This window comes from Glutamicibacter nicotianae (assembly GCF_006539525.1).
In the GTDB taxonomy this organism is placed as follows: domain Bacteria; phylum Actinomycetota; class Actinomycetes; order Actinomycetales; family Micrococcaceae; genus Glutamicibacter; species Glutamicibacter nicotianae.
The window spans coordinates 1-21,833 of the sequence record NZ_BJNE01000020.1; the positions used below are offsets into that span (position 1 = coordinate 1).

22 protein-coding genes are annotated in these 21,833 nt (G+C 60.7%); 11 read left to right on the forward strand and 11 right to left on the reverse strand.

Annotated features, from left to right (window positions below):
• The 3 genes from ANI01nite_RS14980 to ANI01nite_RS14990 all read left to right on the forward strand — a co-directional run.
• The coding region (locus tag ANI01nite_RS14980; protein WP_141358938.1) for an LPXTG cell wall anchor domain-containing protein at positions 1-253 on the forward strand (253 nt) is incomplete at its 5' end.
• 191 nt (positions 254-444) lie between these two features.
• Positions 445-1,248 carry a DUF5819 family protein gene (locus ANI01nite_RS14985; protein ID WP_141358940.1) on the forward strand — a complete coding sequence of 268 codons (804 nt, stop codon included), beginning with the start codon at positions 445-447 and terminating at the stop codon, positions 1,246-1,248.
• On the forward strand, positions 1,245-2,387 hold the full coding sequence (locus tag ANI01nite_RS14990; RefSeq protein ID WP_141358942.1) for an HTTM domain-containing protein: 1,143 nt from the start codon (positions 1,245-1,247) through the stop codon (positions 2,385-2,387). Before ANI01nite_RS14985 ends, ANI01nite_RS14990 begins: the two co-directional genes overlap by 4 nt.
• A 67-nt stretch (positions 2,388-2,454) precedes the next feature.
• On the opposite strand, the gene ANI01nite_RS14995 is transcribed toward ANI01nite_RS14990, so the two are convergent.
• From ANI01nite_RS14995 to ANI01nite_RS16785, 3 genes are all read right to left on the reverse strand, one after another.
• Positions 2,455-3,837, reverse strand: a complete 1,383-nt coding sequence (locus ANI01nite_RS14995; RefSeq protein WP_141358944.1) for an NAD-dependent succinate-semialdehyde dehydrogenase — start codon at positions 3,835-3,837, stop codon at positions 2,455-2,457.
• A 272-nt stretch (positions 3,838-4,109) separates the two neighbouring features.
• Positions 4,110-5,171, reverse strand: a complete 1,062-nt coding sequence (mgrA, locus tag ANI01nite_RS15000; RefSeq protein WP_284698466.1) for an L-glyceraldehyde 3-phosphate reductase — start codon at positions 5,169-5,171, stop codon at positions 4,110-4,112.
• A gap of 294 nt (positions 5,172-5,465) precedes the next feature.
• Complete coding sequence (locus ANI01nite_RS16785) at positions 5,466-5,627, reverse strand: hypothetical protein (RefSeq protein ID WP_162989337.1); 162 nt, start codon at positions 5,625-5,627, stop codon at positions 5,466-5,468.
• A 144-nt stretch (positions 5,628-5,771) separates the two neighbouring features.
• Between ANI01nite_RS16785 and ANI01nite_RS15005 the strand changes: the two genes are divergently transcribed.
• Both ANI01nite_RS15005 and hrpB read left to right on the forward strand, forming a co-directional pair.
• On the forward strand, positions 5,772-6,563 hold the full coding sequence (locus ANI01nite_RS15005; protein WP_255314568.1) for an alpha/beta fold hydrolase: 792 nt from the start codon (positions 5,772-5,774) through the stop codon (positions 6,561-6,563).
• Positions 6,560-9,118 (forward strand): ATP-dependent helicase HrpB, encoded by a 2,559-nt coding sequence (gene hrpB / locus ANI01nite_RS15010; RefSeq protein ID WP_141358946.1) that lies wholly within the window; start codon positions 6,560-6,562, stop codon positions 9,116-9,118. Before ANI01nite_RS15005 ends, hrpB begins: the two co-directional genes overlap by 4 nt.
• Positions 9,119-9,184: 66 nt before the next feature.
• Here hrpB and ANI01nite_RS15015 read toward each other — a convergent pair whose 3' ends face one another.
• Both ANI01nite_RS15015 and ANI01nite_RS15020 read right to left on the reverse strand, forming a co-directional pair.
• Positions 9,185-10,417: an acyl-CoA dehydrogenase family protein gene (locus ANI01nite_RS15015; protein WP_141358948.1), complete on the reverse strand. Its 1,233-nt coding sequence runs from the start codon at positions 10,415-10,417 to the stop codon at positions 9,185-9,187.
• Positions 10,418-10,517: 100 nt separating this feature from the next.
• Complete coding sequence (locus ANI01nite_RS15020; RefSeq protein WP_073707925.1) at positions 10,518-11,207, reverse strand: TetR/AcrR family transcriptional regulator; 690 nt, start codon at positions 11,205-11,207, stop codon at positions 10,518-10,520.
• Positions 11,208-11,368: 161 nt separating this feature from the next.
• Between ANI01nite_RS15020 and ANI01nite_RS15025 the strand changes: the two genes are divergently transcribed.
• Both ANI01nite_RS15025 and ANI01nite_RS15030 read left to right on the forward strand, forming a co-directional pair.
• Positions 11,369-11,800: a DoxX family membrane protein gene (locus ANI01nite_RS15025; protein ID WP_100339263.1), complete on the forward strand. Its 432-nt coding sequence runs from the start codon at positions 11,369-11,371 to the stop codon at positions 11,798-11,800.
• 94 nt (positions 11,801-11,894) lie between these two features.
• Positions 11,895-12,077 (forward strand): hypothetical protein, encoded by a 183-nt coding sequence (locus ANI01nite_RS15030; protein WP_066141310.1) that lies wholly within the window; start codon positions 11,895-11,897, stop codon positions 12,075-12,077.
• Positions 12,078-12,148: 71 nt separating this feature from the next.
• Here ANI01nite_RS15030 and ANI01nite_RS15035 read toward each other — a convergent pair whose 3' ends face one another.
• From ANI01nite_RS15035 to ANI01nite_RS15045, 3 genes are all read right to left on the reverse strand, one after another.
• The gene (locus tag ANI01nite_RS15035) at positions 12,149-13,600 is read right to left on the reverse strand and encodes a DHA2 family efflux MFS transporter permease subunit (protein WP_141358950.1); all 1,452 of its coding nucleotides are present in this window, start codon (positions 13,598-13,600) and stop codon (positions 12,149-12,151) included.
• A gap of 60 nt (positions 13,601-13,660) precedes the next feature.
• On the reverse strand, positions 13,661-14,659 hold the full coding sequence (locus ANI01nite_RS15040) for a PhzF family phenazine biosynthesis protein (RefSeq protein ID WP_233125400.1): 999 nt from the start codon (positions 14,657-14,659) through the stop codon (positions 13,661-13,663).
• A 95-nt stretch (positions 14,660-14,754) separates the two neighbouring features.
• Entirely contained in the window at positions 14,755-15,300 is a 546-nt protein-coding gene (locus tag ANI01nite_RS15045) for an AMIN-like domain-containing (lipo)protein (protein WP_141358952.1), read from the reverse strand.
• Between the two features lie 211 nt (positions 15,301-15,511).
• Between ANI01nite_RS15045 and ANI01nite_RS15050 the strand changes: the two genes are divergently transcribed.
• Complete coding sequence (locus ANI01nite_RS15050) at positions 15,512-16,606, forward strand: mechanosensitive ion channel family protein (RefSeq protein WP_052254100.1); 1,095 nt, start codon at positions 15,512-15,514, stop codon at positions 16,604-16,606.
• A gap of 71 nt (positions 16,607-16,677) precedes the next feature.
• On the opposite strand, the gene ANI01nite_RS15055 is transcribed toward ANI01nite_RS15050, so the two are convergent.
• Complete coding sequence (locus tag ANI01nite_RS15055) at positions 16,678-17,322, reverse strand: YqaJ viral recombinase family protein (RefSeq protein WP_233125401.1); 645 nt, start codon at positions 17,320-17,322, stop codon at positions 16,678-16,680.
• A gap of 64 nt (positions 17,323-17,386) precedes the next feature.
• Positions 17,387-17,647, reverse strand: a complete 261-nt coding sequence (locus ANI01nite_RS15060; protein WP_141358954.1) for a glutaredoxin family protein — start codon at positions 17,645-17,647, stop codon at positions 17,387-17,389.
• A 132-nt stretch (positions 17,648-17,779) separates the two neighbouring features.
• On the opposite strand from ANI01nite_RS15060, the gene ANI01nite_RS15065 reads away from it, so the two are divergent.
• The 3 genes from ANI01nite_RS15065 (at position 17,780) to ANI01nite_RS15075 (ending at position 21,094) form a co-directional block, all read left to right on the forward strand.
• On the forward strand, positions 17,780-18,523 hold the full coding sequence (locus ANI01nite_RS15065) for an ABC transporter ATP-binding protein (protein WP_141358956.1): 744 nt from the start codon (positions 17,780-17,782) through the stop codon (positions 18,521-18,523).
• Complete coding sequence (locus ANI01nite_RS15070) at positions 18,520-19,845, forward strand: FtsX-like permease family protein (protein ID WP_141358958.1); 1,326 nt, start codon at positions 18,520-18,522, stop codon at positions 19,843-19,845. The genes ANI01nite_RS15065 and ANI01nite_RS15070 overlap by 4 nt, the downstream gene beginning before the upstream one ends.
• A gap of 190 nt (positions 19,846-20,035) precedes the next feature.
• Positions 20,036-21,094 carry an ABC transporter substrate-binding protein gene (locus tag ANI01nite_RS15075; RefSeq protein ID WP_141358960.1) on the forward strand — a complete coding sequence of 353 codons (1,059 nt, stop codon included), beginning with the start codon at positions 20,036-20,038 and terminating at the stop codon, positions 21,092-21,094.
• A 7-nt stretch (positions 21,095-21,101) separates the two neighbouring features.
• Here ANI01nite_RS15075 and ANI01nite_RS15080 read toward each other — a convergent pair whose 3' ends face one another.
• On the reverse strand, positions 21,102-21,830 hold the full coding sequence (locus ANI01nite_RS15080) for an MBL fold metallo-hydrolase (protein WP_255314569.1): 729 nt from the start codon (positions 21,828-21,830) through the stop codon (positions 21,102-21,104).
• Positions 21,831-21,833: the final 3 nt, after the last annotated feature.

A 21,833-nucleotide genomic window follows, 5' to 3' on the forward strand; every position in this document is an offset into this window, starting at 1 on the left:
CGCAGAGGCTGACGCGACTGCTGATTCGACCGCTGACGCGACCGCTAACGCTGAAGCTGACGCAGCATCCGCGGGCGATTCTGCATCGAATGGATCTGACGAAGACTCCAGCTCCAACGGTCAGAACGATGGCAAGAACGATGACAAGCTGGCTGATACCGGCGCATCGGGTGTTCTCCTGGCAGGCGGTGCAGCAGTACTGCTGGCGCTGGCTGGTGCGGGCATCATGATTGCTCGTCGCAAGCGTGCCTAGTAGCTTGATCTTGTAATAAACTCGGCAAGCCGGGCTGACCGCATGGGTCAGCCCGGCTTATCGTCTATTCTGTGCTTAATATGTTGGGTGCAAAACCCTAAATAAGAAATAAAATTGACGATTGGCTGCTCGTAGAATGACGATCCATTCTACGAGCGAAAATCGGATTCCCGAACGGACAGGAATGGGAAATGACGGTATCTTCTGGCACCGCCAAGAGTAGGAAATATCCGTTATGGCTTCGGCTAGTTGGATTCGTCTGTGTCTTGCTCACTGCTTGGCATATTTTTGCGACGTTCCTCTGGGTGGCTCCCGCAAATGAGATTCGCAAAATAGTTCCAGATAATGCGTTGCGCAACTACATGATGCCCATGTTTGGACAAAGCTGGTCGGTATTTGCGCCCAAACCGGTCGATGGCGACTATTCCTTCGAAGTTCGTGTCAGCATCGTGGATGATGCAGGCGAAGAACGCACCACGGCATGGGTTGATCCTGTGAAGCGCGAAATGGACATGATCCATCACAATCTCTTCCCGCCGAGGGCCGCGCTAGCGGGAGACCGGCTCTCAAGCGTTTACCAGAATTCATGGCGAAAACTAAACGACAATCAGCAAGAATCAGTCGAGCTCAGTTACTTCAAAGGTGATGACTGGACTCAACGCATGACTAACCGCCTCAATAGCCAAATTACGAAGAACTCGAGCAATTCGAAAAATAGAACGGCTGATTTCCTGGTCGCAGAAAAGCAGGCAAGTGCCTACGCCACTCAAGTTGCAAAGGCGGTCTGGGGCGATGAAGAGATTACTAGAATCCAGTTCAGGGCGGGTCGCCAAGGAGTCATTCCTTTTTCGCAGAGGAATGATGAAAATGCGAAACGGCCAAAGCCTGTCACCATCGAATCAGGTTGGCGTGGAATGACGGTAATGGATGGTCAAAGCCAAGAAAACTTCGCCAAGGTTTTCAACTCGTTGGAAGCGGTGAATGCAAGTAAATGAATATAGCTTCGAAAGTATTGACCGCGATTGCTCGTATATGGTCCGCATTTTGGCGTGAGGGTCCACCGTACTTCCTCAATGTTTGCAAGAACGTAGTTGCTGCCGTTGAGGGCTGGCTGTATGACCAGAAACGCGCTCTCTATGGCATCGCTGTGGCTCGTATCCTGTTCGGGTCGGCTGCATTAGGCCTGCTGCTGACTAATTTCAACACCCGTTTCTACACCTATGGAAGCGGTGCAGCATGGTCCGGGCAACTTGAGGCACCAATCAGCTCATTTGGCGAAAGCGGCTTTTTCGATTTCTTCTTCTCGATTGCGAAGAATGATACGTCGGTGACCATCTTCTTCCTAATGATGATGATTCTGGCTGTAACCCTCATAGTTGGCTACCGCGCACGTATCTTGCTTCCAATATTCCTGTGGCTATGGATTGGGTTCATTGAAACCCCGTTCTTCGGCAGCGATCAAGGTGACAACGCGATGCGCATTGCCATGTTCCTAATGATGTTCACTGACCACTCGGCCCGATGGTCGCTTGATGCGCGCCGTCGTGGACGCAATGCCGACTTCAGCGGCAACGTGTTCCAAAAGCTGTGGAATGGTGCCCATGTATTGCCTGCCCCGTTGACCGCTCTTTGGCATAACTTGGCCATTATCGCCTTGGCCTGCCAAGTATTCATGATTTATGTTTCGGGTGCCTTGTTCAAGTCCACCGGTGAACCGTGGCAGGAAGGAACGGCTGTCTATGGTCCGCTGCACACGATGCGCTTTGGACCATGGCCCGAAATCAGCGAACTGATAACCACTATGGGCTGGTCTGTGGCCATCGCGAGTATTGGATCCATCATTCTGCAAGTCAGCTTCCCAGGGGCACTGCTATTCCGGTGGACACGAATACCTGTGCTGTTCGCGATGGTTTCGTTCCATATTGGTATTGCCATTTTGATGGGCCTTCCGTGGTTCTCCTTGGCAATGGTTGGCGTAGATGCCATCTTCATCCGTGACGTCACCTGGAGCCGCTTAGCGAATTGGTTCAAGAAGGCAGCCAAGGATGCGCCTGCCGATGTGGCCGCTCCAGAAATGAAGACGGTTGTGGGCGATAAACGGAATGAAGAGCTGCACGAAAAAGTCAGCGTCTAGTACCCGATAAAACCGAGGGGCTGTCTCCTGAATAATCAGGAAACAGCCCCTCGCTGCGCTTGGCGGACTATTCGCCTACGTAGAACAGGCGCTTGTTCACGAACTCGTCCATGCCCAGCGGGCCAAGTTCGCGGCCGAAGCCTGAACGCTTCACGCCGCCGAATGGCATTTCTGCACCTTCCGCGCTGGCTGCGTTCACGTTGGTCATGCCGGACTGCAGCTTCTGCGCCACCTTGGAAGCGCGCTCGACGTCGGTGGAGTGCACCGAACCTCCCAAGCCGTAGATGGTGTCGTTAGCCAGCTCGGTGGCTTCCTCGTCGCTGGATACCTTGTAGACCACGGCTACCGGGCCGAACAGCTCCTCGTAGTAGGCACGCATGTCCTTGGTGACGCCGCTCAGCACCGCAGGGGAGTAGTACGCGGAAGGGCCGTCGTGCAGCACGCCGCCGGCATGCAGGGTCGCGCCCTTGGAGACCGCATCCTGCACCTGTGCGTGCAGATCCTCGGCGGCCTTGCGCGAGGACATCGGGGCGAACGTGCCTTCCTCTTCCTTCATCGGGTCGCCGGCCTTCAAGCCCGACGCACGCTGGGTCAGCTCGGCAACGAAATCATCGAAGATGTCCTCCATGACGATCATGCGCTTGTTCGAGTTGCAAGCCTGTCCGGTGTTGTCGATGCGGAAGCCCCACGCAGTCTCGGCAATGCCGGCGACGTCGTCGGAGTCGAGAACGACGAATGGATCCGATCCGCCCAGCTCCAGCACTGCCTTCTTCAGGTTCCGGCCTGCCTGCTCGCCGATGATAGCGCCCGCGCGTTCCGAACCGGTCAGCGAAACGCCCTGGATGCGGGGATCAGCGATGATGGTCGAGATCTGATCGTGGGTGGCGAACAGGTTGTTGTAGACGCCTGCAGGCACGCCGGCCTCATCCATGATTTCCTGGATGGCCAGAGCCGAGCGCGGGCAGGACTCTGCATGCTTCAAGATGATGGTGTTGCCCAGCATCAGGTTTGGCGCCGCGAAGCGGGCCACCTGGTACAGCGGGAAGTTCCACGGCATGATGCCCAGCAATGGGCCCACCGGGCGCTTCTGTACGATGGCCTTGCCGCCGGAGAAGGACTTGATCTCCTGGTCCGCAGCCAATGCAGGGCCCTCGGTGGCGAAGTACTCGAAGATCTCCTGGCAGAATTCTGCCTCGCCCACGGCCTCGGACAGCGGCTTGCCCATCTCGGTGGTCATGATCTTGCCGAGCTCGGCAGCGCGCTCGGCGAAGAGCGCTCCGACCTTGGAGGCTATCTTGGCGCGTTCGTTGATGTCGACGTCCTGCCATGATTCGTAGGCGGTCTGCGCTGCAGCCAATGCCTGCTCGACTTGCTCGTCGGTTGCTGCGTCGAACTCCTCGACAACTTCACCGGTAGCCGGGTTCAAGACCTTGTAGGTTGGGGCGCTCATCAATGCTCCTGTCGTTTGCACAAAAGTGGCCAGCGTAAGCCGCGTGGCTCTAACGTTAGCGGACTCCACGCAATAAATGAATGTAATTCACTTCATATTGCGTCTACTCCGAGCTTATCTGCAGAAACAGCTTTCAGCCACCGAGGAACAGCAGGAATTTGGCTAGGGATGAAGATGCAGGCAGAAGCGAGCGAAAGAGCCGTGCTTTCCAAGTCATGACTTGGAAAGCACGGCTCGAGAGCACGGATATTTACTCTGTGACCAGTGGATCGCTAGCTGATGGCGGAGGTCCGCCACCAATCGATTCCTGCGTCGCCTTGGGCGATCTTGGCAATCTGGGCCAATTCAGCCTCGGAGAAGTCGAGGTTCTCCAGCGCACCAAGGTTCTCGTCCAGCTGCTTGGTGGACGAAGCGCCAATCAGCACCGAGGTTGCCGCACCTTCGCGCAGCAGCCAAGCCAAGGCCATCTGTGCCAGCGACTGCCCGCGCTTCCTGGCGACTTCGTTCAGGTTGCGGATCTTGGCGAGGTTCTCATCGGTCAGCTGGGCTTCGAGCGAACGGCGTCCGCCCTGGCGCACCACATCGGTGGTTTCCAGGTACTTGTCGGTGAGCAGGCCTTGGGCCAGCGGGGTGAAGGCGATGGTGCCCATGCGTTCCTTTTCCAAGGTCTGCAGCAGGCCGTGCTCTACCCATGGGTTCAGGATGTTGTACGACGGCTGGTGGATGACCAGAGGGGTCCCCAGGTCCTTGGCGATGGCGGCGGCTTCAGCAGTGCGTTCTGCCGAGTACGAGGAGATGCCCACATAGGTGGCCTTGCCTTGGCGGACCAGGGCATCCAGGGCGCCGATGGTTTCGTGCAGGGGAGTCTTCGGATCGAAACGGTGCGAATAGAAGATGTCCACGTAGTCCAGATTCATCTTCTTCAGCGAAGCCTCGCAGGAGGCCAGCAGGTATTTGCGGGAGCCAAAGGTGCCGTACGGGCCTGGCCACATGTCGTAGCCGGCCTTGGACGAAATGACCAGCTCGTTGCGGTAGGGCTTGAAGTCCTTGAGCATCATGCGGCCGAAGTTCTCTTCGGCTGAGCCTGCCGGAGGACCGTAGTTGTTAGCCAGGTCGAAGTGGTTGATGCCGTGGTCGAAGGCATGGCGCAGGATCTCGCGCTGGGTGTCGAAGGGGCGATTGTCGCCGAAGTTCCACCACAGTCCCAATGACAGCGGCGGCAAGCGCAGGCCGGATTCGCCCACGCGGCGGTAGCCGAAATGCTCGTAGCGGTCTGCGGCAGCAGTGTAGGGACGGTGCAATTCAGGGATGGACGGGAGGCGTTCGTATTCCACGAGGCACCTTTCTGCCAGGCCAAGCGCTGGCGAGCGGAAATCGATGAGAAGTCAATTTCCACAATAGGCCAGAGTCTGAACTAAACAAATAGAGCCCAGGTGAATCCGCTGTGTGCGTAAAGGATTAGCGGATCGCGTTAAATGATGAACCGACCCGCCAGGCCAAGGAGGTAACGCCTGTGCGGATCGGTTCATCTAGATCACTCGCACCTTGAGAAGGTATTAACCACACTAGGAGCTGATTCTTGTAAAAAGCTGAACACTACGTGTGCGGTCTCTCAGGAAAAGTTGTTGCTAGTAATTCGAGGGCGGATCCGAAGCGGGGAATGATTCGTCTTCCCACTCTTCGACGAGCGCTTCATCGTGCTCGTCATGGTGCTTCTTTTCCTCTTCGGCAAGCCGCAGCTTTTCCTCTTCAACGCCATCGGGCTGCCCAGCAGCTGATTGTTCAGGCATGCTCTTCCTCCCAACTTCCGTGGGCCACCCCCAGCGGGTGGCCTGACCCTGTGTCTTCAGTGTTCACCTATTCGACGCGGTTGTCGAGGGCGGGACGGAACTCTGATTTCGACTTCACCGCCGCTACAGGATTTAATCGGAGGCATGCCGATGATCAATAATCCCGCAGACGGTTCCGAAATCTTCTTTGACGATGACGGGGCCGCCGGGGAACCGATTCTGTTCCTCCACGGCTCCGCCCTGTCACGCTCCATCTGGAGAGGGCTCGGCTACACCAAGGCGCTCGGCGAGAACCACCGCACCATCCGCATGGACCTGCGCGGACATGGGAAATCAGCCAAATCCCACGACGTAGCCGACTACACCATGGACAAGGTGGTCAGCGACATCCACGCCGTCATGGATCATCTGGGCATCAAACGCATCCATATCGTCGGCTACTCCTTCGGCGCACGCACCGGCCTGCACATGGCCATGCACCATCCCGAGCAGGTGATTTCGCTGATCATGCTCGGCGGCACCTATGAAATCACCCCCGGCGAAATCGGGAAGCTCTTCTTTCCTGGTTACCTTGATGTCCTCCGCAACGGCGATATCGAAGGTTTCGTCACCGGGCAGGAAAAGAATGGGCGTCTGGATCCAGCCACCCGACTGGCCTTCAAGTCCAACGACCCGCTGGCGCTGGCCGCCTACTACGAAGCTGCCGAGACCCTGCAGAACATCGAGGTGTCCGAGCTGGCGAAGATCAGGATCCCGACCCTGCTGCTGATCGGCACCAGGGACCAGCCGCGCTTCGACCAGAACAAGATCATGGTCCGCACCTTGCCCAATGCGCGCATGGTGGCCTTGCCAGGCCGGACCCACGGCAGCACCCTGTACCCGATTGAACCGGTAGTGAGCGCCATCAAGTCCTTCTGGTCAGGTCGCCAGGCATGAGTTTTGCCCCCTTCGACCTGAACCGGATCTCTTCCGGCCTGGCCTTCGGGCCCAGCAGGGAAGAGCTCTTCGTATCCGTGGCGGCCAATCCCGCGCAGCCGCTGGTGATCCAGGCTCCGCCGGGATCCGGCAAGACGACCATCGTTCCGCCCACGGTAGCCAACGCGCTGCATCAGGCCGGGTTGGGCGGCAAGGTCATCGTGACCCAGCCGCGCCGTGTCGCCGCCCGCGCGGCAGCCCGCCGCCTCGCCCAGCTGGATGGATCGGCGGTAGGGCAGCGCGTCGGCTTCGCCGTGCGAGGGGAACGCAAAGCGTCGGCGCAGACCCGCGTGGAATTCGTGACAGCCGGCCTCATGCTGCGCCGGCTGCTGGCGGATCCGGATCTTGACGGTATCAGTGCGGTGATCATTGATGAGGTCCATGAGCGGTCGATTGATACCGATTTGCTGCTGGCCATGGTCAACCAGGTGAGCGAATTGCGCGATGACTTCTCGCTGATCGTGATGAGTGCTACCTTACATGCCAGCGAGCTTTCGGAGCTGATGGTGCGCGATACGGCAGCACCGGTGCTCAGCGCGCAGACCGCCCAGTTCGAGGTGGAAGAAGCCTTCGACAGTTTCGCGGGGATCAGGAATACCGAACGCGGGCTGAACGACGACTACTTGCGCCATGTAGCGTCCGTCGCGGTACGCCATGCGGCGGAAGCCAATGCGGCCAGCGACACCCCGGTGGACACGCTGGTCTTCGTGCCCGGCGTTCGGGAAGTCGAACGCGTCTGCTCGCAGATCGCAGCCGCAGGCGTGCCGGTCTTTGCCTTGCACTCGCAGATTTCTTCCAAGGAACAGGACCGGATCCTGGGCGAACCGGAACCCGGCAGCGACCCGCGGATCATCGTCTCCACCTCCATTGCCGAATCATCGGTCACGGTGCCGCGGGTGCACCTGGTCATCGATGCCGGCTACGCCCGCGAGCCGCGCCGAGACAGCTCGCGCGGCTTCTCCGGGTTGATGACCGTGGTGGCCAGCCGTTCCGCAGCCACCCAGCGGGCGGGCCGTGCAGGACGCCTTGGGCCGGGCAAGGTGGTGCGCACCCTGGATCCGAAATCCTTCGCCGCCGCACCAGCGCACTCCACGCCGGAAATCCGAACCGGAGATCTGGTGGCCGCGGGCTTGTCGCTGGCGGCGTGGGGGACCCCGCGTGGCGAGGGGCTTGCCATGTGGGAGGCTCCGCCGACTGGCGCCATGGCCAGCGACGAACAGGTCCTGCGCAGCCTGGACGCGGTGGATGAGGCAGGCCAGATCACCTCGCTGGGCGAGCAGATGATGAAGATTCCAGCGGACCCGCGTGCCGCCCGCGCGCTGCTGGAGGGAAGCCGGATCTTCGGTGCCCGGGCTGCTGCGGATGCTGTTGCCTTGCTGGCCAGCTCCGAGCGCATCGCCAGCGCGGACCTGAACGAGCTGCTGGCCGCGGTGGCCCGGATTTCGCATCCGGCGCACCGCGCCTGGAAGCATGAAGCGCAGCGCCTGGAAAAGCTCGTGGGAGCTGCGGGGCCGAGCACCGGAAGGCAGGCTGGATCGGCAGCCACGGCATTGGCAGGGGTGTGCGCGTTGGCGTACCCGCAATGGATTGCCCGCAAGACCGGGCCGGACGAGTACCTCCTGGCCTCGGGAACCCGGGCCACGCTGCCTCGGGGCAGCGCGCTGATGCATGAAGAATTTCTCGCGGTCGCCGAGGTGTCCCGCACCGGATCCAAGGCCATGATCCGGCGGGCTATCGGCATTGACTTGGAGACGGCCATAGACCTGCTGCCGCAGATGCACCAGATGCGTGAGGTGGCAGAAATGTCCGACGGCAGGATCACCGCCCGCCGGATCGAAAGCTTCGGCGAGATCGAGCTTGCAGCCCATCCGATCAAGGCCACCGAGGAACTGGGGGTGCAGGCTGTGGCCAGTGCCCTTGCCACGCAGGGCATGCGCTTCTTCGGTACCCACGAGAAATTCGATGCCTTGCGCCGGCGCATGGCGGTGGCCCGCCGTTTGCTCGGGGAACCTTTTGTCCGGGTTGACGACCAGAGCCTGGTTGACGCTGCAGATCATTGGCTGCAGCCGGTACTGCGGAAGATTGCTTCCGGCACGAATGCGGCCAAGGTCGACCTGTATTCGGCATTGCGGACATTGCTGCCCTGGGAGCATGCCCATGATTTCGATTCCCTGGTGCCCGAGCGGCTCCAGGTTCCTTCGGGATCGAGAATTTCCGTGGCCTACCCCGAGGTCGGTGAATCTGGTCCTGCGGTTGTCGCGGTGAAACTGCAGGAATGCTTCGGGCTGGAGGACTCGCCCCGCCTGGTCAATGGCAAGCTGCCGGTGCAATTCCATCTGCTGTCGCCAGGTGGCAGGCCGCTGGCGGTGACCGATGACTTGGTGAGTTTCTTCAATGGACCCTATGCCCAGGTGCGTGCTGAAATGCGCGGGCGCTACCCGAAGCATCCCTGGCCGGAGAATCCGTGGGATCACGTGGCCACCGCAAAGACGAAGAAGCGCTTGGGCGAGCAATAGAAAAAGCACGCCCGGACCGCGGCTCAGATTGAGCCAGGTCCCGGCGTGCTTTCCTGCGTCCTGGTACTAAGCGAAGGCGGAGAAGCCGGTGATGTCGCGGCCCATGATCAAAGCCTGCACGGTTTCGGTGCCTTCATAGGTGTGGATCGCTTCCACATCGGCGAAGTGGCGGGCCACGCGGTTGCTGGTTAGGATGCCGTTGCCGCCGAGCAGGTCGCGGGCATTCGCCGCGATGGAGCGTGCGGTGCGGGTGGCGGTGTACTTGGCCAGCGAAGCCTGCGGCCCGGTCAGCTCACCGGAGGTTTCGCGCTTGGCCGCCTGCATCACCAGAACCTGGATGGTGGCCAGCTCGGACTGCATGCGCGCCAGCCGTTCCTGGACGATCTGGCTGGCAGCCAGCGGGCGGCCGAACTGCACGCGCTGCTTGGCATAGTTCACTGCCGACTCGTAGCATGCGGTCGCGTGGCCTACGGCAGACCAGGCGACGCCCAGGCGAGTGGCGAACAGGACGCGGGAGGTGTCCTTGAAGCTCTTGGCTTCCGGCATCACATCCTCATCCGGAACGAAGACGTTGTCCATGCGGATATGCGCCTGCCAGATGGCGCGAAGGGACAGCTTGTTCTCGATGGTGGTGGCCTTGTAGCCCTCGGCGTCCTGGTGGACGATGAAGCCGCGGACCTTCCCCTCGTCATCACGAGCCCAGACGATGCTCACGCCGCCGATGGAGCCGTTGCCGATCCATTTCTTCTCGCCGCTCAGGCGATAGCCGCCCTCGACCTTGGTTGCTCGGGTTTCCAGCGATACCGAGTCGGAACCGTGGGTCGGCTCGGTCAGCGCGAAGGAGCCTGGGAGCTCGCCGCGCAGCATGGGGATGGCGTACTTCTGGATCTGCTCTTCGTTGCCGCAGTACAGCACCGAGCGAAGGGCCAGGCCGCCCTGGACGCCGACAATGGTGGAGACGGAGCCATCGCCACGGGCCATTTCCATGTTGACCAGGCCGGCAGCAAGCGGACTCATTTCCACGTAGCCCTCGGGATTCAGGCCATCGCGCAGGAGATCTGCGTCGCCAAGCTTCTTGATCAGGTGCAGCGGGTAGTCGGCCTTGTCCCAGTACTCGTGGATGTCGTGCTTAACCTCATCGAGGATGAACTCGCGGGCCTTGGCGCGCCAAGCATTGTCCGCTTCGCCGACTTCGGCAAAGACTCCGGTCGGGTCGGTGTTGACGTCCTCCGACCACAGGTCGTATTCGGGTTCAACAACGCCTGCGGGAAATTCGAATTCGGTCTCCAGCTGGGACATTTCAGGTGCTCCTAATAGCTAGGGTGAAAAAGTTTCACTCACTAGACTAGTGGAACGCAGTGCCATGTCAAGAAACTAGGTTTCAAGGTGTGGGGGCAGATTACTTTCCGTGCTCTTTAAGTGCGCGGGAGACCGCTTGGAGAATATCCTTCTCCTCGGCGGCGGCGTCCAGCACCGAGACCACCACGCTGGGGGCCGCGGGCTTGGCAGGGGTTGCCTTCTGGTCCGGGTCGAGCAGATCTGCGAAGCGGTTGAGGAACTGGCGTACGTCGTTGGCCAGCTTGGTGCGGTCAGTGCTGTGCGCATCCTTCAGCCAGCTGCGCAGATGGTCATTATGGATGGCCACCAGACCGGCGCTGACGCCTAGGCACAGCGACTTCTCCGATGCGGTCTTCGCCAAGTCACGGCGCTTCAAGAATCCATAGAATGCGCGTTCGTATCGGTGGGTGGAAACCAGCTCGCGCTCGCGCAACGATGGCACCGAGGAGAGCAGCTTGTGGCGCAGCGCTGCTCCTTCGGGATTGACCGTGTACTGGTCGAAAACTACATGCGCTGCATCGATGAGCGTAGTGATCGCATCAACCGACGAGGCTGCCAGCGTGGTCTCGACGTGCGCAATGATCATTTCCTGGTCGGCAAAGACCATGTTCTCTTTCGAACCGAAACGGCGGAAGAAGGTGGAACGGGAAATACCGGCGGCAGCTGCCAGCTCATCGACGCTGGTGGCATCGAAGCCCTGCGTAATGAGCAGATCTAAGGCTGCTGGGGGAACTGCGGAAGAAGCGATCATGATTCACGAATTTAGCATGATTCAAGCTGGGAGATTCTTGGGTTCAGCTTTGCGCGCCGCCCAAATGATTGTGAACTACTGCGCCCATGACTACGCTGAACATCAGGGCGTTCTATAGAAGATCGCCATTTCTGGACTAAAAGAAAGAGAAGTGAGGGCCCATGGGAATCTCGATTGCAAACGCCGCGCTACGTTTGGTCAGTGGCGCGTTCATTCTCAACAGCGGCATCAACAAGTTGCGCATCGATGAAGCGAGCGCGGCAGGCCTGCAGCAGATGGCAGCCAACGGCGTGCCGCAGCTGGCCGAGCTGGAACCAGCAGTTTTCGGCAAAGCTGTCTCCATCAGCGAGATCTCGCTGGGCAGCGCCCTGCTGCTTCCGCTGATTCCATCGCGTCTTGCGGGCTTGGGCCTGGGTGCCTTCTCCGGCGTGCTGCTGGCTTCCTACCTGCGCACCCCGGGCATGACGGAATCCGATGGCATCCGTCCGACCGCGGACGGCACCGCCCTGGCCAAGGATGTCTGGCTGGCAGGTATTGCGGTGGCCCTGATCTTTGGCCGCAAGGCAGCCAAGAAGATCAAGAAAGCGAAATAAACGCTTGAGCAAAGCGCTCAGCTGGCCTTAAGTTGATCTTGAAGACTGCGGTTTTCAGCGGCCATATTTGAACCACAAGCTAAGAGGAGAACCAATGGGTTTCTTAGATGATGCAAAGAAGAAGCTGGGCGAGGCAGTCGAAAACGCGAAGGAATTCGCCGGAGACGCCAGCGAGAACATCAAGAGCTTCGCAGCTGATGCCCAGGAGAAAATCGGCGAGAAGGTCGACGAGTTCAAGCACGGCGACAACGAAGAAGATCCTGAAGACAAGGTCTAAGGGCCATAAGGCAAACGCCTGATCCACCGACGTTCACGTCATGGATCAGGCGTTTGCCTTTGACGCGTTGCCTAGCGCCGGGCCTTCTGGCCGTCGCTGAGGAACGCAACAACCAGCACGGCGGCCACGGCGATGAAGCCTGGCAGCATCAACGCCTGCCCCAAGCCGACAGACATGGCTTCCATGATCACCGCAGGATCCTTGGAGTCCGCCTGCGCGATCTGCGCCGAAACACGGGCATCCATCATCACCGCGATCAGCGCCGACCCAAGGACCGAACCGATTTGCCGGGTGGTGTTGTAGATTCCCGAACCGGCACCGGCATCACGCGCGGTCAAGTCCTTGGTGGCCGCCAGCGACAGGGACGGCCAGATCATGGCTGAACCGACGCCTTGGACCGCCGAAGGGATCAGCAGGGCCCACAGCGGGATATCGGCGTGCATCATGAAGGCATAGGCCACCGTGGCACCGCCAAACAGGAAGAACCCGGGCACAGCCAGGATCCGCGGACTGAGCTGATTGACCTTCTTGCCCAGCTGCGGAGCGATGAAGATCGCCACCAGGGCCATCGGGGAAATCATCAATGCGGACTCGGTCGGACTCAGACCACGCACGTTCTGCAGGAAGAACACCATAGGCAAGGCGATGGTCGCGATCGTCAGGCCCATGAACGTGATCGCCACATTGGCCAGCGAGAAATTGCGCACCGTGAACAAGCGCAGTGGCACCAGCGGCTCGGATTTGGTCTTCGACTGCCACCAGACGAAGGCACCCATCAGCACAATGCCGATGATGATCAGATGCCACGAATTCAGCGGGCCAATAAATGGTTCCCAATTGGTGGCGTCGCCTTCCTGGATGCCGAAGACCAAGCAGAACATGGCCAGCGCCGAGAGGAAGACTCCGAACCAGTCGAAGGAATGCGCATGGGCTTCAAGCGCGGGAACGAACTTGAAGACCATGGCCAGGCTGAGAACCGAGATGGGCAGGTTGATGAAGAAAATCCACTCCCAACCAACGGAGTCCACCAGCAAGCCGCCGGCAATCGGTCCGATCAGCGAGGCGATGCCCGCCACCGCACCCCACAATCCCATGGCCGCGCCGCGGTGCTGGTACGGGAAGAGCCGGGTAATCAGCGTCATGGCCTGCGGGGAAATCATCGACGCGCCCAGGCCCTGGACGGCGCGTGCTGCCACCAGGGAACCGAGGGAATCGGACAGGCCGCACCACAGCGAGGCCAGCGAGAAGACCACCATGCCGATGAGGTAGATGTTGCGCGGGCCAAAGCGGTCGCCGAGCCTTCCGGTGACCAGCAGCGGCACGGCGAAGGTGAGCAGGTAGGCGCTGTTGACCCACAGGATGCTGGAGATGTCGGCATCCAGCGACTTCATGATGGCAGGCATCGCGGTGGACACGATGGTGGTGTCCAGCAGGATCATGAAGAAGCCGATGACCAATGCCCAGAGGGCTCGCCACGCGGCTTTTCTGTCGAAGTGTGATTCGGGATTCGCAGTTTCAGGCACCGCTCAAGGCTATTCCCTATTCGCCGGTTGCGGAACCGATAGCGAACCTATGAAGGTTAATCAGTCGAAGCTCACATCACCGGAGATGCGGGTGGCGACATCGCCGCTGACCCAAACACCGCGTTCGGTCGCTTCGATATGCAGGATCGCTTCACGACCCAGGCGGGTGCCCTGGCGTACCGTATAGCGTTGCGGCGCATACCCGGATTGCGTCAGCCAGGTGCCGAACGCGGCGTTCAGCGAACCAGTGGCAGGGTCTTCAGGAACGGCCTCGCCGGGGATGAAGGCACGCACCTCATAGTCGGCGGGAGGCTGGAGCACCACATTGCGGAAACGCTCCTCGGAACGCTCGAAATCAGAAAAGTCCAAGGGACGCAGTTCTTCACGGGTCCCGGAAACCCGCGGGATGACCGATCCGCGCGGTTGCCACACGCTCTGCGAGACGCTGGAGGCCGTGTAGGGGCCGATGACGCCGACTTCCAACCCCTGGAGCGCCACGTAGTCCGGTTCGATACCCAGCACGATATCGGCGTCACGCAGCACCAGGCCGGCAGGATGCGGGCCGTTGACCAGCCACTGGTGGTCCACCACGTCTTCCTCGCGAATGCCCAGACCGGCAATCGCCCATTGCAGGACATCCGGCTCCAAAGGACCGGAGCGGGTGAGCGGGGGAGCGAGGAAAGCCAATCGCCGCGAGTGCCGGTCGCTGCTCTCGCGCTCCACGCGCACCGGGATCAAGCCGGCGCCGCACTGCTGGATCAGATGGCCGGACGGGCCGGCTTCCCCACCGGATTCCAACCAGGCATGGGCAGCGCCAAGGGTCGGATGGCCGGCAAAGGGAAGCTCGGTGCTCGGGGTGAAAATGCGGATGGCATAGTCGGCTTCCTCGTCGCTCGGTTCGACGAAGAATACGGTTTCAGCAAGATTCATCCACTGCGCAAAGTGCTGCATCTGGTCATCGCTCAGGCTGTCAGCATTGAACACGACTCCCAGGCCATTGCCGTTGAAAGCAGTGGGTGCAAAGACGTCAACCTGCTGATAAGAGAATGTGCGCGACATACTTAGCATGGTGGCACATTAACCAGCAGGTTGACCCGGTGTTACGTGTTAGGTCACGCAAAAAGTTGCGAACGCATCATGCAAGCGGACCTTCCTTACCAATGGTGCGCAACATCGATGACCAAGCGTGAACCGCCGCCAGGTCCAGCCAGGGTGAACACGCGCATCGGAAGCCGGGCCCTGGTGGAGATCCCCACCTTGGTCTGGCCTTCAAAGCTGCCCAGCCAGACCAACTGGCGGAACGTCGTATAGCCCAGATTCTTCACCTTCGCTCCGGGATTGAACCCCGGAGCTGTTGGTGCCTGCACCAGGATTTCCAAGTTGGCCCCACCCGTGGTGGCCACCGGCAGTCCGGAACCGATTCCAGTCAGTTCGCTGACATACCTTGCCGAGTAGCTGGCAGCCGGTCCTGCCAGATCAATGACCAGCCGGTCAAAGCACAAATGGCGTCCGGTACGCAGATCCTGAACCGTGGAATGCGTAGACAAGGAACCGGTTTTGGCCAAAGAACCCCAATAGACCGTTGGACAGGAAGTGGATGCCTGCGCGGCCGGCGCCGGAGCCGCCGCGGAAGCCGGCGTCACCACGAGCAAGGCCGCCGCCACCGCGCCCAGCGCGATTCCGATTTTTCCGTGGCGCATAGGGATCACCGTCTTTCTTGGTTTGCGCCTGCTGGCAGAGCATACTGCCAGTGAATCTACTAAAGTCCTGGAGCACGTGAAGCACAAGGGCAAAAAGGAATTGGAACCACACTGAGACGGTTCTGCAATGGTGCTGGAAACCTCCCGAACCATATGGTGGGACGAAGGTTCCGCACAGCATTTATTTAGCGCCATATGACATGCTTAAAGCATGTCTCCTACCCCCGTTGAACCTCTAGACGAAACCGTCGAGGAAGTCATTACAGCATCAAGCTTCCTCCCCGAATCGTTGCAATTCTGGGTTGTCCTGCTGATTGGCGCGCTCGTAGCCGCAATCTTGGCATTCGTTTTCAGCGGCGTGGCACGCCGCGTGCTGCGCCGGATCGGCGTGGATGAAGCCGATGTGAAAGCCACCAGATTCCCGTTCTTCGGCATGGTCACATCGATCATCGCGAAGTCGGCCTTCGCGGTCTTCTATAGCGATCGTCCCTGGTACAACCCCTGGCAGTTCGCCATCCTGATCGTCTTGGTCTTCTTCCTCACCTGGTTCATCATCAAGCTGGTGCGCGTGATTGAAGCCGGCATGATGGCACGCTTCGAGTCGAGATTCGGCCCAGGACGCAGGCTTGCCAAGGTCCAGACGCAGGTCGGCCTGATGCGCCGCGTGCTGATCGCGGTGCTGTGCATCCTTGCCGTCGCCGCGGTGCTGCTGACAATCGAACAGGTCAGGGCGCTGGGCGCCGGCCTGTTGGCTTCGGCCGGTCTGGCATCGGTGGTCGTCGGCTTGGCCGTGCAATCAACCTTGGCCAACGTCTTCGCCGGCTTGCAGGTCGCCTTCACCGACTCCATTCGCGTGGATGACACGGTGGTGGTCGAAGGGGAGCGCGGCACCGTCGAGGAAATCACCCTCTCCTATGTCGTCGTGCATCTGATCGATGGGCGCCGGATGATCCTGCCATCGACCTACTTCACCACCACGCCGTTCGAGAACTGGTCGCGGCGCAGCACCGAGATTTCCGGAAATGTTGCGCTGCAGCTGAAGCTCAACGCGCCGATTGCCTACTTGCGCCAGCGCAGCACCGAACTGCTTGAGTCCTCCGACTGGTGGGACGGCCGGGATAATGAGCTACTCGTGACGGATGCCCAAAATGGCTTGCAGACAGTGACCATTTATTTATCTGCGCGCAACGCCGGGGACCTGTGGAACCTGCGCAACATGCTGCGCGAGAAGCTGCTGGCCGAGCTGGTGGAAAACTACCCTGACTGCCTGCCAGATCCCCGGATGATCCCGAGCAACCCAGTCTGATGGCATAGAGATAGCCACTGATTCCAGTCCTTCGAACTGGTTTCAGTGGCTATTTCCGTTTCCCGGTGAAATCAAAGCCGCAACGCCGCAGGCCCGTAGTCGTTGTAGCGCTCCTGGCGGGCCGTCGCCTCGCGCAATGCGTCGATCAGCGACTCGGCCTTGCCAATCAGATCGCTGATCAAATCATCGTCCCGTTCCACCCAGAGGTATTCGGGAACCGCGCGCACCGGCACGAAATTGTCGTGTTCTTCCCAGACGAACAGCGTGCGTTCGGCACCGATCACGTGCTGCTGCCACAGGATCTGGCGCAGATAGTTCTTCGGGATTTTCTTGAACGGCTTATTGGTGGTCTTGATTTCAGCCAATACCGGAACCCCCGAAGCGTCAAAGCCAAGGCCATCGGGAGTTGCCAGATGCAGCTTCGATTGCTGCGAGTGGAAGAGCTGGGTGGAAGGAAAAATATTGAAATTCTCTTGGACCCAGGCGGCAATGACCGGTTCGCGCTTGCGCCCATGGTCGGTGTAGGGATTGCCGGAGAAGCCATTGCCGTACAGCTTGTCCCACGCGGCATTCTTGATGGACTTCTCGGTGGACAGCTTGGCCACGTCCGTTGCCGTGATGCCCTGCGCTCGTGCCCGCAGCCACTCGATGCGGTTGGAAGAGTCAGCTAAAACACGTTCGAAGCATTCATGGTGGACGCCGGGCACAGTAATCACTTGATCTATTCTTCCCCATGAAGGGGCAAAAATCGTGCACCTTGGCCTCGCAGCCGGCGTGAGACTAGTCGCTGGATCCGGCGATAGCGGTCAACAGCTGATTGATAGTCGGCGTCTCACTGGCACGGAATTTCTCTGTGCCGTCCTGCAATAGCCGGATGACCGGGGTGCTGGTGATTCCCAATTCCTCGCCACGGGCCACCTGCTCCACGACGTTGATCTCTTCGACCTCCAACGCGGGCAGCAATTCCTGCACTCGGGCCACGGTTTGCCGGGTGCGGACGCATGGCGCGCAAAATGGCTGCGTATACAATTCCAGCTTCATTTGCCGCTGACTGCTCCTGCTGTAGTTGTGAACACGGCGCCGGCAACTCCTACCGGGGGATGAGCCCGGCCGGAAGCGACTTGGCCCCCTGCGCCGATGCGCGTAAGGGCACACGATTGAAAACATTGGGTCATGCTTGAAAATTCCCTTGGCCATCCACCCGTCCTCGACGCTCGCGGACTCTACCGCAGCTTCGGCTCCACCACCGCATTGAACGGCATCGACCTGCAGATTGCACTGGGCCAATCGCTGGCCATCATGGGTCCCTCGGGGTCCGGCAAATCCACGCTGCTGCACGCACTGGCCGGTATCGAACTTCCAGACGCCGGCAGCATCATGCTGAACCTCCCGGGCCGGGCACCGGTGGATATCCAAGGGCTCAAGGACAAGGCGCGCACCAAGCTGCGCCGCGAATACTTCGGCTTCGTCTTCCAATCCGGACTGCTGATTCCCGAGCTTACCGCCGAGGAGAACGTGGCCATGGCCCTGATGATCAACGGGGTGCCACGCAATGCCGCCATTGCCAGCGCCGGATCAGCGTTGGCCGAACTGGGCCTGACGGGGATGGAGCAACGCCGCATCGGCCAGCTCTCCGGCGGGCAGCAGCAACGCGTTGCCATAGCCCGCGCACAGGTCACCGGGGCCATGGTGGTCTTCGCCGATGAACCCACCGGCGCCCTGGACTCGACCACGGGATTCGAGGTGCTCGATACCTTGCTGCGCTGCACCGTCGGCGCCGGCAAATCACTGGTGATGGTGACCCACGATCCCAACGTAGCCGCACGCTGCGACCGCATTGTGCAGCTGCAGGACGGCCAGTTGACCAGCGACAGCCTGCACCCGTCGAATGCAGCGAAGGACGGTGCCCAGCAGTGAATATCCTGCACCTTTCATGGATGTTCGGCCGGCCGGCGAAATCCCGGATGGCACCGCAGATCCTGACCGCCAGCGCCTACGCCATGGTCAGCGCGATCCTGCTGATCGTGCTCGGCGGCGCCTACTCCTTCACCAGTTTCGAGCTCGAAGCCCAGGGAACCTATCTGCCCTTGGCCATCTTCGCCGTGGTGCTGCTGGTGGTCCCGCTGCTGGTGCTCGGCTCGGCCGCGGCCCGGCTTTCCGCACGCTCCAATGACCGGGCCCTGTCATCCTTGCGCTTGCTCGGCGCCACCGGTGCGCAGATCAGCCTCGTGGCAGTGCTCCAGGCAGCAGGCACGGCACTGGCCGGTGCGCTCGCCGGTATCGCGCTGTACTTCCTGGCAGCCCCGTTGGCTTCCTTGATTCCGTTCCAAGGTGCGCCGATCGGCTCAGCCATCTACTTGCCGCTGTGGGTGCTGGCGGTAGCGGTAGCCGCTATCGTGCTCCTCTCGGCGGGCAGTGCAGCTGCCGGCCTGCGCAAGCTGGTTATCACCCCGCTGGCAGTGGCAACCCGCAGCACGGTGCCCACCCCCAGCTGGCTGCGCGCGGTGATCTGTATCGGCGGCATCCTGCTGCTGTACGCGCTGTTCTCGAACATGGGCCAGTTCATGCAGTCCATCGCCGCGATCATCGCAGTGATAGCGGGCGGATTCGGCCTGGGCTTGCTGGTGATGAATCTTCTCGGCCCGTACCTGGTGGCCAAGGTGGGCAAGGGCAAGCTGCGCAAGGCCAGCACTCCGCAGCAGCTGCTGGCGGCCCGCATGATCCTGGAAAGCCCTGTCGAGTCCTGGCGCCAGGTCTCCGGGGTGGCCATGGCTTCCTTCGTCGCGGTGGTGGGCGGAAGCGGTGCCGCCCTGATGGCATCGCCCGGCAATGAATTCGGCCAGGGCACCTGGATGGAGCATGTGCCGGCAGATATCGTCACCGGCGTGCTGGTGACCCTTGCCATCAGCTTCATCTGCGTGGCCGCCTCGGCAGCGATTTCGCAAAGCGCCAGCACCTTGGACCGTGCCCCGCTGTATCGCGGGCTGAACCGCTTGGGCATGCCCTACACGACGATGAACGCCGCGCGCACCAAGTCGATCATGATCCCGGCGCTGACTGCCTCGATCGGTTTCGCCATCGCCTCCACAATCCTCGTGCTGCCCCTGGCCGGGGCCGCCGTCCTGCTCCAGCCGCTGACAGTCATTACGGTCATTGCCTGCGTCGTGCTTGGATTGCTGCTGGTGCGAACGGCAATTTCGGTTGCCGATCCGCAGAAGCTGCTAGCAAGTAGAGAATAAATTCTCTGGTCAGCACACCGAAATAATGGCCGGATTTGGTTAGGGTCACTTCCGGGCCGGTGATTAGAGACGTTTCGTGTTGCGTAATGCTGACAAAAACGCGTATTGTGGCATACGGCCCGGATAGGCTTGCCTAACCTTGCTGACCGATACGCTTACAGTACCTCGCATAGTCTGGAATTACCGACCCATGAACATTTCACGTCGCGCCGGAATTTTCGCCGCATCATCCGTCATCCTCGCCCTCAGCCTGACCGCCTGCGGCGCGTCGAGCAACTCGGCGGATCCATCGGCTGACACCTCTGCCAAGGCTGCAGAAGACTTCACCCCGGTCACCATCGAGAACATCTATGGCGAGACCACCATCGAAGAAGTCCCAGAACGCATTGCGACCATCTCGTGGGTCAACGCCGACACCCTGCTGGCACTGGATACCGTGCCGGTAGGCATGGACACCGACACCTACGGCATGAACGAGAACAACTCCACCGCGTGGAAGGACGCCGCGCTTCAAGAGCAGGGCGCCGCCATCGGCTCCGAGAACGCTCCCGTGCAGTACAAGGTGGGCGACGACATCGACTACACCGGCATCGCCGCCAGCAAGCCGGATGTCATCTTCGCCCCATACTCGGGCCTGAAGCAGGAACAGTACGAAAAACTGCAGGAAATCGCCCCGGTCGTTGGCCCGATTGAGCCGAACTACCTGACCAGCTGGGAGCAGGCTACCGAAGCTGCCGGCCAGATGCTGGGCAAGGAAGAAGAAGCCGACGCCCTGATCGAAGAGATCGAAGGCAAGCTGGCCAAGGTCGGCGAAGACAACCCAGTGCTGAAGGACACCACCTTCATCGCCGCCGACCTGTCCGCTCCGGACACCGCCTACGTCTACTCCGAGGGCGACACCCGCCCGCGCTTCCTGAGCGCGCTGGGCATGACCCAGGCCGAGTTCGTGCAGGAGAACGCCGCCAAGGACACCTTCTTCTTCACCGTTTCCCCTGAAAAGGTCAACGAGTGGGATTCGGACATCGTCTTCGCCTCGGCAGTTGCGGGCAACACCATGGACGACATCATCAAGGGCCAGCCGCTGTACGGCCAGATCCCTGCCGCGAAGAACGATGCAGTGGCACTGCCAGGCACCGACGAGGCAACCCTGGCCATCTCCGCGGCATCGCCGCTATCCATCGAATGGGCACTGGAGAACGTGGTTCCAGGCATCGTGAAGGCTGCCGAAAACGCGGCTGCCGCGAAGTAGCTTCGGGCTAGGGATTCACTGACAGATAGTGCAATTGCGCTTCCAGGGAATGGGTAGCCGCGCCCACCAGGCGCGCATCGAGGTCGGGGTAGACGTGCTCCAGCAATTCTGCTGGCTGCGTGTCGGCCCCGGCCTTGCCGAGTTTCCGCAGCGCCGCACGCACCTGGTCCAGCCGGGACTGGCGGTGCTCGATGTACATCTGCAGCAGCGGATGCGAGGACTCGTGCTGTTCGCCGTGCGCCGGATGCAATGCCATGTCGGGCAGCGCCAGCAGCCGCTGCAGGGAGTCCAGGTAATCGGCCAGCGTGCCATCGGGATGCTCCAGGATGGTGGTGCCACGGCCCAGCACGGTATCCCCGGTGAACAGGTGGGCGCGTTCGCCCTGGCGGATGAAGCACACCGAGTCCGAGGTGTGTCCCGGGGTGGAGAGCACCTGGATGCTGGCCCCGGCCGCATGGATCACCTCGCCATCGGCGAGGACTGGCGCATCCCGGCAGTACTCGGGGAGCTTGGCCCGCACCGGCGCCACGGCCATCCGGCGCAGCGCATCGATGCCTCCGGTGTGATCGGCATGCCGATGGGTAATGAGCACCAGCTGGATGTCGAACACCGCCAAGGCCTGCAGATGCACTTCGAGCTCGGGGCCCGGATCGATCAGCACCACCGGTGTTCCCGGCGCAAGTTCGTCCGCAGCCGGGTCGAACAGCAGATACGAATTAGTCCCGTCCAAAGTCATTTC